General features: G+C 61.0%; 18 protein-coding genes. 14 read left to right on the forward strand and 4 right to left on the reverse strand.

The annotated features are described in order from the left end of the window. Positions 1–128 precede the first annotated feature (128 nt). The 6 genes from radC (at position 129) to AB5Y73_RS04935 (ending at position 3,791) form a co-directional block, all read left to right on the forward strand. The gene (radC, locus tag AB5Y73_RS04910; RefSeq protein ID WP_005339502.1) at positions 129–803 is read left to right on the forward strand and encodes a DNA repair protein RadC; all 675 of its coding nucleotides are present in this window, start codon (positions 129–131) and stop codon (positions 801–803) included. A gap of 136 nt (positions 804–939) precedes the next feature. Next, positions 940–1,176 (forward strand): 50S ribosomal protein L28, encoded by a 237-nt coding sequence (gene rpmB, locus AB5Y73_RS04915; protein WP_005307492.1) that lies wholly within the window; start codon positions 940–942, stop codon positions 1,174–1,176. An 11-nt stretch (positions 1,177–1,187) separates the two neighbouring features. Next, positions 1,188–1,355, forward strand: a complete 168-nt coding sequence (gene rpmG / locus AB5Y73_RS04920) for a 50S ribosomal protein L33 (RefSeq protein WP_005307500.1) — start codon at positions 1,188–1,190, stop codon at positions 1,353–1,355. Between the two features lie 93 nt (positions 1,356–1,448). Continuing rightward, positions 1,449–1,904, forward strand: coding sequence for a hypothetical protein (locus AB5Y73_RS04925; RefSeq protein ID WP_107683355.1), 456 nt, complete (start codon positions 1,449–1,451; stop codon positions 1,902–1,904). 24 nt (positions 1,905–1,928) lie between these two features. After that, entirely contained in the window at positions 1,929–2,741 is an 813-nt protein-coding gene (mutM, locus tag AB5Y73_RS04930) for a bifunctional DNA-formamidopyrimidine glycosylase/DNA-(apurinic or apyrimidinic site) lyase (RefSeq protein ID WP_005357390.1), read from the forward strand. Between the two features lie 177 nt (positions 2,742–2,918). Beyond that, positions 2,919–3,791, forward strand: coding sequence for a VirK/YbjX family protein (locus tag AB5Y73_RS04935; protein ID WP_058057065.1), 873 nt, complete (start codon positions 2,919–2,921; stop codon positions 3,789–3,791). A 92-nt stretch (positions 3,792–3,883) separates the two neighbouring features. On the opposite strand, the gene coaD is transcribed toward AB5Y73_RS04935, so the two are convergent. Then, the gene (gene coaD / locus AB5Y73_RS04940) at positions 3,884–4,369 is read right to left on the reverse strand and encodes a pantetheine-phosphate adenylyltransferase (RefSeq protein WP_107683354.1); all 486 of its coding nucleotides are present in this window, start codon (positions 4,367–4,369) and stop codon (positions 3,884–3,886) included. A 134-nt stretch (positions 4,370–4,503) separates the two neighbouring features. Here coaD and AB5Y73_RS04945 point away from each other — a divergent pair, with 134 nt between their 5' ends. Then, a complete protein-coding gene (locus AB5Y73_RS04945; protein ID WP_005357394.1) occupies positions 4,504–5,541 on the forward strand; it encodes a glycosyltransferase family 9 protein in 1,038 nt (345 codons plus the stop codon). Positions 5,542–5,592: 51 nt separating this feature from the next. Here the strand turns inward: AB5Y73_RS04945 and AB5Y73_RS04950 are convergent, their stop codons facing one another. Beyond that, positions 5,593–6,369, reverse strand: a complete 777-nt coding sequence (locus AB5Y73_RS04950) for a glycosyltransferase family 2 protein (RefSeq protein ID WP_005357395.1) — start codon at positions 6,367–6,369, stop codon at positions 5,593–5,595. A gap of 276 nt (positions 6,370–6,645) precedes the next feature. Here AB5Y73_RS04950 and waaF point away from each other — a divergent pair, with 276 nt between their 5' ends. The 5 genes from waaF to AB5Y73_RS04975 all read left to right on the forward strand — a co-directional run bounded on the left by waaF (position 6,646) and on the right by AB5Y73_RS04975 (position 10,691). Next, complete coding sequence (gene waaF / locus AB5Y73_RS04955) at positions 6,646–7,680, forward strand: lipopolysaccharide heptosyltransferase II (protein ID WP_111901320.1); 1,035 nt, start codon at positions 6,646–6,648, stop codon at positions 7,678–7,680. Between the two features lies 1 nt (position 7,681). Then, complete coding sequence (gene waaA / locus AB5Y73_RS04960) at positions 7,682–8,947, forward strand: lipid IV(A) 3-deoxy-D-manno-octulosonic acid transferase (protein WP_107683352.1); 1,266 nt, start codon at positions 7,682–7,684, stop codon at positions 8,945–8,947. A gap of 93 nt (positions 8,948–9,040) precedes the next feature. Continuing rightward, a complete protein-coding gene (locus AB5Y73_RS04965) occupies positions 9,041–10,021 on the forward strand; it encodes an MDR family oxidoreductase (protein ID WP_181497686.1) in 981 nt (326 codons plus the stop codon). Positions 10,022–10,095: 74 nt separating this feature from the next. Next, positions 10,096–10,221, forward strand: a complete 126-nt coding sequence (locus AB5Y73_RS04970; protein ID WP_005339521.1) for a hypothetical protein — start codon at positions 10,096–10,098, stop codon at positions 10,219–10,221. A 137-nt stretch (positions 10,222–10,358) separates the two neighbouring features. Beyond that, the gene (locus tag AB5Y73_RS04975; protein WP_064335097.1) at positions 10,359–10,691 is read left to right on the forward strand and encodes a DUF2799 domain-containing protein; all 333 of its coding nucleotides are present in this window, start codon (positions 10,359–10,361) and stop codon (positions 10,689–10,691) included. 20 nt (positions 10,692–10,711) lie between these two features. Here AB5Y73_RS04975 and AB5Y73_RS04980 read toward each other — a convergent pair whose 3' ends face one another. Continuing rightward, positions 10,712–10,876 carry a hypothetical protein gene (locus tag AB5Y73_RS04980; protein ID WP_005339525.1) on the reverse strand — a complete coding sequence of 55 codons (165 nt, stop codon included), beginning with the start codon at positions 10,874–10,876 and terminating at the stop codon, positions 10,712–10,714. Between the two features lie 112 nt (positions 10,877–10,988). Further along, a complete protein-coding gene (locus AB5Y73_RS04985; protein WP_005339527.1) occupies positions 10,989–11,423 on the reverse strand; it encodes a flagellar basal body-associated protein FliL in 435 nt (144 codons plus the stop codon). A gap of 145 nt (positions 11,424–11,568) precedes the next feature. Here AB5Y73_RS04985 and AB5Y73_RS04990 point away from each other — a divergent pair, with 145 nt between their 5' ends. Beyond that, complete coding sequence (locus tag AB5Y73_RS04990; RefSeq protein WP_005339534.1) at positions 11,569–12,105, forward strand: chorismate lyase; 537 nt, start codon at positions 11,569–11,571, stop codon at positions 12,103–12,105. Then, complete coding sequence (gene ubiA / locus AB5Y73_RS04995) at positions 12,102–12,971, forward strand: 4-hydroxybenzoate octaprenyltransferase (RefSeq protein WP_005339536.1); 870 nt, start codon at positions 12,102–12,104, stop codon at positions 12,969–12,971. The genes AB5Y73_RS04990 and ubiA overlap by 4 nt, the downstream gene beginning before the upstream one ends. The last annotated feature ends 8 nt before the right edge of the window (positions 12,972–12,979 follow it).

Raw genomic sequence — 12,979 nt, forward strand, 5'->3', positions numbered from 1 at the left:
CTCATTCTGACTGGTCGGCTAAGATACCACAGGCAATGGATGACGACAGGGGTTGGCATCAAGGGGTGTGGTCGGGCGCGCGCAATTTTTTGCTATGTTTTTTCTCAACAGGGATGAGGGAGAGACAAATGAGCATCAAAGAGTGGCCGGAAGATGAACGCCCCAGAGAGAAGCTGCTGCGTCAGGGGCCCGCGGCGCTCTCCGATGCCGAGCTGCTCGCCATCTTTCTGCGCACTGGCGTCAATGGCCTGAGTGCAGTGGATCTTTCACGTAATCTATTGAATCAATTCGGCTCTTTGCGCAGCTTGCTGGGGGCGGATCAACGGGCATTCTGCGAGGCGCACGGCCTTGGCCCGGCCAAATATGCCCAGTTGCAGGCGGTGCTGGAGATGGCCAGACGCCATCTGGCCGAGCAGCTGCAACGGGGTGATGCGCTCACCTCGCCCCAGCTGACCCGCGACTATCTGCAGGCCCAACTGCGGGATCGGCCGAGGGAAGTGTTTGCCCTGCTGTTGCTCGACAATCAGCACAGAGTCATTCAATTTGTTGAGCTTTTTTTCGGCACAATCGATTCGGCGAGCGTCTGGCCAAGAGAAATCGTGCAGATCGCGCTCAAACATAATGCAGCCGCGGTGATTCTGGCGCATAATCACCCGTCCGGCGTCGCCGAGCCCAGTAGGGCCGACCGCCAGATCACGGATCGGATCACGGCCGCCTTGGCCCTGATCGATATCAGAGTGCTGGATCACTTGGTGATCGGTGATGGCATCACGGTTTCTTTTGCCGAGCGCGGTTGGCTATAACTGTGCTCTGGCACCGTATTAGTTGATCTTTGATCACGGATGCTGTATAAAATGCCGCCTTCTGTTTGCCCCGCAATCGAAGGCCAGCGGGGCAGATATTTGCTCGAGCAATGAAGTAAGATTTGGAGAGACTGACATGTCTAGAGTATGCCAAGTAACCGGCAAGCGCCCGGCAGTTGGTAACAACCGTTCGCACGCTAACAACGCCACCAAGCGTCGTTTCCTGCCGAACCTGCACACTCACCGTTTCTGGGTTGAGAGTGAAAAACGCTTCGTAAGCCTGCGCGTATCCGCAAAAGGCATGCGTATTATCGACAAGCGTGGCGTTGAAGTGGTTCTGGCTGAACTGCGCGCCAGCGGTGTTAAGGTATAAGGAATTAGATCATGGCTAAAGGTATTCGCGAGAAAATTCGCCTGAACTCCAGCGCCGGTACTGGTCACTTCTATACCACTACCAAAAACAAGCGCACCATGCCCGAAAAAATGGAGATCAAAAAGTTTGATCCCGTTGTTCGTCAGCATGTGATCTACAAGGAAGGCAAAATCAAGTAATTACTTGATGCTGCATTCCCAAAAACCCGGCTTCGTGCCGGGTTTTTTTATGCGCCGAATTCAGTACACTGCCGGTTCAAAGGGAGGCTTGCCATGTTCAAATTGAGCCGCAAAGGCTGGAATAACGTGATCATTGTGGTGGTGCTGATCGTGATCACCCTGTTGCATCGTATGGAGACTGCCCAGCAGGAGAACAGCGCCAAGCGGGCTCGCCCCTTGCTGCCGGATGCGGCCGTGGTGCTCACTTGGCAGGGGCCGAGCTGGCAGATTGAGCGGATTGGTCAGGGCTGGCGCAGCGTGCCGGATCTGGGGCTCGACACGGCTCAGCTGGATGCCCGTCTGGCGCGCTGGCAGAGCTGGTTGCTGCCCCCCGGCGAGGTGGTGCGCGGCACCTCGGTGCCCATCAAGGTGTGGATTGCCGGCCAGAACGATCCGGTCGAGATCGGCCTCTATCAGAACAGCGGCCAATATGGCGCTCAGCTGCCCTCCGGTCTCTGGCTCGCCCTCACTGCCGAGCAGTATCGCGATCTGCTGCGTCCTGCCCCCTGAGTTCCTTTTCCTTGCGAGGTGCCCATGCCTGAATTGCCAGAAGTTGAAGTCAGTCGTCAGGGGATCTCCCCCTGGCTCACCGGTATCAAGGTGACGCGTGTAGTGGTGCGGGATGGCCGCCTGCGCTGGCCGATCCCCGGTGAGATTCAGGAGCTGGTGGATCTCACCATACATCGGGTGCGTCGCCGTGCCAAATACCTGCTGCTGGAGACCGATTTCGGCACCGCCATCCTTCATCTGGGGATGTCCGGCAGCCTGCGGGTGCTGGATATCGGCACCCCGGCCGAGAAGCACGACCACGTGGATATCGAGCTGGAGAATGGCAAGCTGCTGCGGCTCAACGATCCGCGCCGCTTCGGCGCCCTGTTGTGGACTCGGGAACCGGCCGAAGCCCACGCGCTGCTCGCCAAGCTGGGGCCCGAGCCTCTCACCGATGCCTTCAGTGCTGATTACCTGCAGGGGCGCGCCAAGGGGCGCAGCACCGCCATCAAACAGTTCCTGATGGACAATCAGGTGGTGGTCGGGGTGGGCAACATCTACGCGAACGAGGCGCTCTATGCTGCCGGCATTCACCCCAAACGGGCGGCGGGCAATATCAGTGCCGAGCGGCTGGGAACCCTGGTGGCCGAGATCAAGCGGGTGTTGGCCGAGGCGATTCGCCAGGGCGGCACTACTCTCAAGGATTTCACCAGCGCCGATGGCAAGCCGGGCTATTTCGTGCAGCAGTTGCAGGTTTATGGCCGTGGCGGTCAGCCCTGTTTCCACTGTCACACCCTGCTGACCGAGACAAGAATGGGCCAGCGCACCACGGTTTTTTGCAGTCATTGCCAGCGCTGAGCGCACTTTTTGCCCCGATCCGGGGGAAGTTGTAACAGCGTATTTCCACTCTGTTGAAGATTTGCACAGCTGTCACTAGTATCCCGACCGTTCAGGCGGTTTGAGAATATAAAAATGACAGTTAAATCAATAGACTGGGAATATTTATCCCGGCAGGAGCGCTATTGCGCAAAATCCATGGCCCGCTTCCTCTACCCCGAGGGATGTGACCGGAAAACCTTCAATCGCGGCAAGTTCGTGCTGCGCAGCCTGCTCTATCGCAAGTCGCTGAGCCGGGTCTTCAGCCTGTTTCAGTGCGACTCGCTCAAGGCGCTGCCGGCGGTCTATCCCGAGCTGCTCGACAAGCCGATGCGCCCCTATCGCTTCGCCTGTGCCAGCGCCCGTGAGCGGGCCGAGATGCTGGAAAATCACTACCGTTTGCTGCTGGAGTGCTACCCGCAGCTGATCGACCCCCTCTATCTGGGCGAGGGGATCGAACTTGGGCACTATCCCCAGAGCGGCTGCCGCATTCTGTTGCGCCACGATGGCACCTTCCGCCGCGAGGCCGAGCTGGCGCTCTCCATCGTCAACGGCGAGGGGCAGCGCCTCTACAGTTGCGCCTTTTCGCTGGCAGGTAGCGTGGATCGTTTGATTCTGATGATCGGCTCCATGCAGGGGCCGGAGCCTGCGGTCGACAATGCTCAGGATCGGGTGCGCGAGCTGACCAAAGAGGGACACGGCCTGCGGCCCAAATCCCTGCTGGTGCAACTGGTGCTGCAACTGGCGCAGAGCATGGGAGCGGCGGAGGTGCTGGCGGTGCGCAAGCGGGCCCACGTGTTTCAGGCCAAGCGCTACAGCAGCAAGCAGAAAGCCAATTTGCAGGCCGATTATGACGAGCTGTGGCAGGAGTTCGACGCCCGGGATGTGGATGCCAACTTCGTCGCCCTGCAAGCCCAGCCACGCAAGCCGCTGGAGGAGATCGCCTCCAAGAAGCGGGCCATGTATCGGCGCCGCTACGAGTGGCTCGATCAGCTGGTGCAGGAGATGAATGAGCGGTTTGCCCGTCAGTAACCGGCAAGCAGGCTGACCTCCCCATGCGAGAGAGATACAACAAGGGCTACCCGCGGGTAGCCCTTGTTCGTTTCTGCCAATCAGGGGAGGGATTAGCGCTGTTGCTGTTTGGCTGCGATGGCCTGGGCCACCACGGGATCGACAAACTGACGAATGTCGCCACCGTGCAGCGCCACCTCTTTCACCAGAGTGGAGGAGATAAAGGAGTTCTCCTCGGCTGGGGTGAGAAAGACGCTCTCAAGCGTGGGCATCAGGCGACGGTTCATATTGGCCAGCTGAAACTCGTACTCGAAGTCGGAGACGGCGCGCAGGCCGCGGATCAGCACGTTGGCTTGATGCTCTTTGGCGAAATCGACCAGCAGCCCGGAGAAGCCCACCACCTTGACGTTGGGAAGCGTGCTGGTCACTTGCTGGACAAGCTGGACACGTTCTGCCAGATCGAACAGCGGGCGCTTGCTCGGGCTGTTGGCGACCCCGACCACCACCTCGTCAAACAGCTTGGCGGCGCGGCCGATGAGATCGGCGTGGCCATTGGTAACGGGATCAAATGTCCCGGGATAAATCACCCTGGTAGTCATCTTTGTGGTCCTGCAACCTGGAAATTTGGTCGCATTATAAGGTCGTCGCTTGAGAATAGCAGTGCATCAGGCAAGAATACGCCATCGCGCATCAAGCCTCCTTGCATTGGTGACAGGGAGCAAAGGGATTTTTTATGAAACGTATTCTGGTCGTTCGCAATGACAAGATTGGTGACTTCATGCTGGCGTGGCCTAGCTTCGCCATGCTCAAAGGCTCCATGGAGTGTCATGTGACTGCCCTGGTTCCGGCCTACACGGCGCCGCTGGCCAGGCTCTGCCCCTGGATTGACGAGGTGATCATCGATCCGGGCGTGCGTGCCGACAAGGAGCAACAGCGGGCGCTGCTGGCGCGGATCAAGGCGGCTGCGTTCGACGCGTCCATCTGCCTCTTCTCCAACTCCCGCAACGCCATGCTGGTGTGGAAGGCGCACATCCCTTACCGGCTGGCCCCGGCGACCAAGCTGGCGCAGGTGCTCTACAACCAGCGACTGGTGCAGCGTCGCTCCCGTTCCCAGAAGCCGGAGTCCGAGTACAACCTGGAGCTGATCCGCCGCTTCCTGGCCGATCAACAGGTGGCCGTGGTGGAGCCCCAGACCCCCTTCCTGCGGTTCGATGACGAGACCCTGCTACAGGTGCGCGAACAACTGGCACTCAAGCTCAAGCTCGATGCCAGCCGCCCCTGGCTGATGGTGCATGCCGGTAGCGGCGGTTCGGCCAACAACCTCTCCATCGAGCAGTACGCCCGCATCATCATCAAGCTCAATCAGGCCTGCCCCGAGCTGCAGTGCGTGCTGACCGCAGGCCCGGGCGAGGAGAAGATGGCCGAACAGCTGGCGGCCGAGTTGCTGGCCCACGGCGGCAACGGCTGGATCTACCGCTCCAGCGATGGTCTGCCGATGTTCTGTCAGGTGCTGGCCAACGCAGCCCTGTTTATCGCTGGCAGTACCGGCCCGCTCCATATCGCCGGTGCGCTCGATGTGCCGACCATCGGCTTCTTCCCGATGCGCCGCTCCGCCACTCCGCTGCGCTGGAAGCCCCTCAACAGCGAAGGGCGCCACCTCGCCTTCAGCCCGCCTGAGGATAGCGACCATCCTGAGGATATGAGCCAGCTCGATCCCAAGACCATGGTGCCGGTGATGGCCCGCTGGGCGGCGCCTTTCTGGCGCAAATAACGTATGCAGCAATGCAAACAGGGCCCCGCGGGGCCCTGTTTCGTATGACGGTTATTCCGGCTGCTGCGGTTGCTGGCGCACCCAGAGGTCGGCGTATTTGACGAAGGTGGAGTGGGCGGAGAGGATCGCCAGCAGCAGCCCCTGCTTGCCATCGAGGAAGCCCGCTTTGAGCAGGTACATCTTGAGGAAGCAGCCGACCGCGTGGATCAGCCCCTGACTGAGGGAGCCCTTCTTGCCGCGGGCGGTGCGCTGATCGGCCCAGGCGCGGGCATAACCGGCGGATTTCACCAGATAGTGCTCCAGATCCCGATAGGTGAAGTGGAGCAGGTCGCCATGAATATTGACGATCTTCATGTTGGCCCGCACTTCCACCTTTTCGTGCACCAGCGCCTCGTTGTAGCTGGTGAGCGCCTTGGGATAGAGGCGCAGCACCCGATCCGGATACCAGCCACTGTGGCGGATAAAGCGGCCAAAGACCCAGGAGAGGCGCGGGATCGAGTAGATGGTATCGCTGGCCGGATTGGCCATCACCTCGGCGATGGCGGTTTTCAGCTCGGGGGTGAGCCGCTCGTCGGCATCCAGCCACAGCACCCAGTCGGACTGCACGTGGGACTGGGCCAGTCGGCGCTGTTTGCCAAAGCCCGGCCACTTGGCGTTGACGAAGAAGCGGGCGCCAAATTCGGCGGCAATGGCCGGGGTCTCGTCCTGACTGCCTGAGTCCAGAATGACGATCTCGTCCACCAGTCCGTCGAGGGAGGCGAGGCACTTGCGCAGGTTGTCGGCTTCATTCTTGACGATCAGAACGGCAGCCAGAGTCGGTTTTTTCACGAAATGGGGCTCACGGTTATTGCCCGGCTGGCGGGTCGAATGCGTATTGATGGGCCATTCTAACGGAAAAACGGGTCAAAGAGAGAGCCGCCATTGCCCGTTTCTATCAGCTGTCTGCCTGTCTCGTCTCGTCCGGTTGGAAGAGGGCCACTGCTGGAAAAATGGGGTGGCAGCAGCGTTTGGCAAGGATCTTCTGTTATTTATCCAGTCATTCTTGGGGCATAATCTCGCCCAGTGATGATTAACAGCCGGGCCAGTCCCGAGAGAAGACGCGTGATGAAAATATTGGTGATCGGCCCCTCCTGGGTCGGCGATATGGTGATGTCCCAGAGTCTCTACAAGGCGATCAAGGCCAACCATCCCGAGTGCGAGCTGCACGTGATGGCCCCCGCCTGGTGCTGCGCCCTGCTGGAGCGGATGCCGGAGGTGGACAAGGCGATCACCATGCCCCTCGGCCACGGTGACTTCAAACTGGTGGCGCGCCGCCGCCTCGGCAAGCAGCTGGCCGCCGAGAAGTACGATCAGGCCATCGTCCAGCCCAACTCCATGAAGTCGGCGCTGATCCCCTGGTTTGCCCGCATTCCGGTGCGTACCGGCTGGAAGGGTGAGAGCCGCTATGGCCTGCTCAACGACCTGCGCAGCAACAAGTCCGCCTTCCCGCTGATGGTGGAGGGCTATCTGGCGCTCGCCTATCCCAAGGCGCAGATGAAGAGCCGGGCCGATATTCCGACCATTCCGCACCCTTCTCTGCACGTCGACCTGATCAACCAGAGCAAGGCGCTGGAGCGACTGGGGCTGGATCGCGCCCGCCCGGTGCTGGTGCTCTGCCCCGGTGCCGAGTTCGGCCCGGCCAAGCGCTGGCCGGAGGGGCACTACGCCGTGGTGGCCCAACAGCATCTGGACGAGGGGTGGCAGGTGTGGATCTTCGGTTCCAACAAGGATGTGCCGGTGGCCAATACCATCCGGGATCGGGTCAATCTGCTGACTCGCCCCAACTGCCACGTGCTGGCGGGCAAGACCAGCCTGCACGAGGCGATCGATCTGATGGCGCTGGCCAGCCGGGTCATCTCCAACGACTCCGGCCTGATGCACATCGCCGCCGCCCTCAACCGGCCGTTGGTGGGTGTCTATGGCTCCACTTCGCCGCTCTACACCCCGCCGCTGGCGGATCGGGTCGAGATCGTCCACACCGACATCGAGTGTCGCCCCTGCTTCAAGCGCACCTGCAAGTTCGGCCATCTCAAGTGCTTGATCGATCTGGCGCCGGAGCAGGTGGTCGATGCCTGCAAGAAGCTGGAGCAGAGTCAGTAAGATGCCCTACCGTCTGCTCTACAACCTGCTGATCCATCTGGGATTGCCGCTGGCGCTGCTGGCGCTTTACAAGCCGAAGAAGGGCAAGCCCGGCTTTGGCGAGCGCTGGGCCGAGCATCTCGGGCGGCTGCCCGCCACCGGACAGGAGGCGCCGCTCTGGATCCATGCGGTGAGCGTGGGGGAGACGCTGGCCATCACGCCGCTCATTCGCGCCCTCAAGGCGGAGCGGCCCGATCTGCCGATCCTGCTCACCACCACCACCCGCACCGGCGCCGATCAGGCTGCCAGGCTGGGGGATCTGGTGATCCATCGCTACGCGCCGCTCGACTACCCCTGGGCCATTGCCGCCTTTCTCGACACCTTCAAGCCGCGTGCGCTCTGGGTGATGGAGACCGAATTGTGGCCGAACTGGCTGGCCGCCTGTGAGGCGCGCCACCTGCCGGTGACCATCATCAACGCCCGCCTCTCCGAGCGTTCCTGCCAGCGTTATGCCCGCTTCCACGGCGCCTTCGATGCCCTGAGCCGGCCGCTGACCCATCTGCTCTGCCAGCATCAGGATGACGCCGACCGCTTCGCCCGCCTCGGTATCGAGCGTTCGCGGCTGGCGGTGACCGGCTCTATCAAGTTCGATATCCAGTTTGGTGACGAGGTGCAGGCAAAAGGGCGCGCCCTGCGCCAGCAGCTGGGGACAGATCGGCCGGTCTGGATCGCCGCCAGCACCCATCAAGGTGAGGACGAGCAGGTGCTGACCGCCTTCGATCTGCTGCTCAAACGCCATCCCGATGCGCTGCTCATTCTGGTGCCGCGCCACCCCGAGCGGTTCGACCGGGTGGCCGAACTGTGCGCCCCTTACGGCTGCGTGCGGCGCACTGATGGTGCTGAGGTGAGTGCGGAGGATAAGGTCTATCTCGGCGATACCATGGGTGAGCTGCCGCTGATGCTGGCGGCGGCCGATGTGGCCTTTGTCGGTGGCAGTCTGGTGAAGATCGGCGGTCACAACCTGCTGGAGCCGGCAGCCCTCGGCAAGCCTTGCCTGACTGGGCCCGCCTACTTCAACTTCAGCGACATCACCCGCCAGCTGGTGGCTCAGGGTGGCGCCGCCATCGTGGCCGATGCCGCCGAGCTGGGCGAGCGGGTGAGCCAGCTGTTTGCCGACGGCAACGCCCGCCGCGAGATGGGCGAGCAGGCTCGCGCCGTGGTGCTGCGCAATCAGGGTGCGCTGGCGCGTACCCTCTCGCACTGCCTCACTGCGTTGGAGAACGACTGAACCCATGATGAGCACCGCTCTGGCTCTCGATTTTCAACTGCAAAAGCGTCAAAGCAGCTGATCCCCGTTTCACACGTCATCAAAGAGGCAACCATGTTCAAGGCTCTGTTACTGGAAAACCAAGACGGCAAGACTGTTCCGACCCTGACCCGGCTGGCCGAGAGCCAGTTGCCGGAAGGTGAAGTGCGGGTAGCGGTCGCTTACAGCTCCATCAACTACAAGGACGGGTTGGCCATCACCGGCAAGGGCAAGATAGTGCGCCAGTGGCCGCTGGTGCCCGGCATCGACTTTGCCGGTACCGTGCTTGAGTCTGCCGACAGCCGCTATCAGACCGGCGACAAGGTGGTGCTGACCGGTTGGGGCGTCGGCGAAGGGCACTGGGGCGGCATGGCCGAACAGGCGCGGGTCAAGGGGGACTGGCTGGTGCCGTTGCCCGCCGGGCTGGATGAGCGCCAGGCCATGTGCATCGGTACTGCCGGTCTTACCGCCATGCTCTGCGTGCTGGCACTGGAAGAGGCGGGTATTACTCCCGAAAGCGGCGAGGTGCTGGTCACCGGCGCGGCTGGCGGTGTGGGGGCCACCTCGGTCGCCCTGCTGGCAGCCCTTGGCTATCAGGTGGCGGCGCTGACCGGTCGTCCCGAAGAGCAGGGCGCCATGCTGACCGCACTGGGTGCCAGCCGCATCGTGCCGCGCAGCGAACTGCTGGTGCCTGCCAAGCCGCTGGAGAAGCAGCTGTGGGCCGGTGCTATCGACACCGTCGGCAGTCAGGTGCTGGCCAAGCTGCTGGCCCAGATGAACTATGGCGGCGCTGTGGCGGCCTGCGGGTTGGCGGGCGGTTTCGATCTGCCGACCAGTGTGATGCCCTTTATCCTGCGCAATGTGCGGTTGCAGGGGGTCGATTCGGTGATGTGCCCGTTTGAACGTCGTCAACTGGCGTGGCAGCGACTGGCACGGGATCTGCCCGCCAGCTTCTTTGAACAGGCGGTTACCGAGATTGGGCTGGAGCAGGTAGTGGAGGCCGCCGAGGCCATCACGCAAGGCCAGATCGCCGGTCGCACTCTGGTCAAACTTTGAACTCCCTCTGACTGGCGAGCCCGACAATTCCGGATAAAATTGGAGTGCGGGTGAACTATCCAAGGAGAGTGAAGATGGGTGGACACAAGCCGGATTACGACTCCTCTGATGATGACTGGGAGCCGGATTCCTGGGAAGAAGAGCTGGATCAGTGGGAAGATGAAAGCTGGCAGGATGATGACACTTTCGATGACCAGTGAACCACGGCATTGAACGAACAGGCGGGCTTTGGGCCCGCCTGATTTTTTTGCCGCGCTCACATGGCTGAGCGTTCGTCCTTGGTCAGGGGCGGGCCGCTGGGTAGAATGAACTGCCCAAATGACGCTCAAGGATGACTATGCGACTCTTCATCATATTGTTGGCTGCCCTGCTGGGTGGCTGTGTCTCCAACGATGATCCCTGCGAGAAGGTATGGAGTGAGGTTGGGGAGGCGGATGGCAAGCTGGGCTTCACCACCGAGCGGATCGAGTTCCATCAGGGCCAGTGTGGCAAGAAGGTGGATGCCGAACTGTGGAAGCAGGGACATCAGAAGGGATTGGCATGGTATTGCCGCCCCGAGCATCTCTATCTGGCTGGCCGCTCAGGCGAGGAGTATCGCGGCGTTTGCCCGAATGATACCCAGGCACGCAGATTGTTCGAACAGGGGCGTCAGGGGTGGACCGATCAATAACGCCCTGACAGGGAGGGGCGTTACTCCTCTTTCAAACGCAGCGGCTGGCAGAGGTAACCCTTGTCATTGGCACTGCGGGCGCACTTGCTGCAGACAAACTTGGGTTTGCGGACTATCTTGCGCAACGCCTTGAGATCGGTGGGGATCTCGTGGCGGCGCCATTCACACAGGGTTTTGCTGCCCATAACGACTACCTCTACGACTTGACGGCCGTATTGTAATCGATTTTCATTTCGAATAAACCGGCAAACCTCGCTTATTGGCCGATATGCCAATAAGCGATTGTTTCGGGAGGGATTACTGGTAGAGGAACTTGGTGAAGATAAGCTCGCGCACCGCTTTCTTGCCGGTCTCTTTCACCAGCAGTTCGTTGACGGTTGTCTCGCACTCCTTGCGCAGCTCTTCTCGGTTGGTCAGGGACTTCACTTGATCGGCATTTTTGCTGCCAATCAGGCGGATGATGGCATCGCGGATCAGCGGGTCATGCTGCTCCAGCAGCTTGAGATCGGCCTCGTTTTCCGCCATCAGCTCTACCGTGACCCGGATATAACCGAGGGTTTTGCTATCACTCAGGTAGTTGGTGATGATGTCGGGATCGAGCGCGTGGTAGGAGAAACCAGGCTTGGCAGCCCCCTCTGCGCCCTCGGCGGGCGGCTCATCTTCAGCCAGAGCTTGCTGCTGCAGGGCGCCACAGCTCAGTAACAACACCAGCAGAATTTTGAAGATCTTCATATAGATGGCTCATCAGCAAGAGATAACCCATTTTTGATGTTGCCATCGGGGCCGTCAAGCACGGATGTTCTTACATTTCGCTATTGATTTACGGATAATAAACCGGATTTTAACCTGAACACGGAAATCTCTGGATGGTGAAGCTGTGAAGTCCGAGTTGACTGTTCCCCTCACGCCGTTAAGCGGGTGGCTCGCTCCCGAATGTTGTGAATTGCCTGCCAGTTTGCGCCCCTGGCTGCTGGAGCCCGGCTCCATGACCCGGCGGCTGCGTCAGCACAATCGCCACTTTTCGGTGGAGTGGCTGGGCAATCACCCGGTCGCCCTTACTGCCGATGAGCAGTGGCTGGTGGATTCGGCCTCGCCGGCCGGCACCTGCCGCGAGGTGATCCTGCACGGGGATCGTGGGCCCGCCGTGCTGGGCTGGACCCTGTTTGCCGATGACGCATTGCAAGGGAGCGGCATTGCCGAGCTTGGCGAGCAGCCGCTGGGTGAGCGGGTATTTGGCCATGAGCCTGCCCGCCGCGATCATCTGCAACTGGCCCGTTTCGATATTGCCGCCAATCCCCGTTGCCCGGCCGCCACTGTCTGGGGGCGTCGTTCCCGTCTGTTTCTGGGGCAGTGGCCACTGCTGGTGCACGAGCTGTTTCTGCCCTCTCTCGTCTGTGACAAGGAGCTGGAGTGAATCTGTTAACCAAGGAGCGGGGACTTGCCTATATGCAGTTGGCCCGCGTCGACAAACCCATAGGTACTCTGCTGCTGCTGTGGCCAACCCTGTGGGCGCTCTGGCTGGCCGCTGGTGGCCTGCCCAATCTCTGGGTGCTGACCGTGTTTGTGGTCGGCGTCTTTCTGATGCGCTCGGCAGGGTGCGTGATCAACGACTATGCGGATCGCAACTTCGACGGCCATGTCAAACGCACCGCCGGTCGCCCCTTGCCCACGGGCAGAGTCAAACCGTGGGAGGTGCTGGCTCTCTTCTTCGTGCTGGCGCTTATCTCGTTTGGTCTGGTGCTGACCATGAATCCGCTCACCATCGGTCTGTCGTTTGTCGCCCTGCTGCTGGCGGTGAGTTACCCCTTCATGAAGCGCTTTATCTCGAATCCCCAGCTGGTGCTCGGGATGGCCTTCTCCTGGTCGATCCCGATGGCCTATGCTGCGCAGGCGGATGCCCTGCCGCTGGTGGCCTGGTTGCTCTTCTTTGCCAATCTGCTCTGGACGGTGGCTTACGACACCCAGTACGCCATGGTGGATCGGGATGACGACCTCAAGATCGGCCTCAAATCCAGCGCCATCCTGTTTGGTCGTTACGACAAACGGATCATCGGCGCATTGCAACTCTCGACTTTGCTGCTGCTGTTGGCGGTCGGGCAGCTGATGACGCTGGGGGGCTGGTATTACTGGGGATTGCTGGGGGCGGCGGTGCTGTTTGTCTATCAGCAGCGGCTTATTCGTGAGCGGCAGCGAGAAGCCTGCTTCCAGGCGTTTCTCAACAACAACTATGTGGGGGCGCTGGTGTTTGCCGGTCTGGTGCTCGACTACCTGCTGGCGTGATTGCGCTC

The organism is Aeromonas sp. s7(2024) (assembly GCF_040907825.1).
Lineage (GTDB): Bacteria > Pseudomonadota > Gammaproteobacteria > Enterobacterales > Aeromonadaceae > Aeromonas > Aeromonas veronii.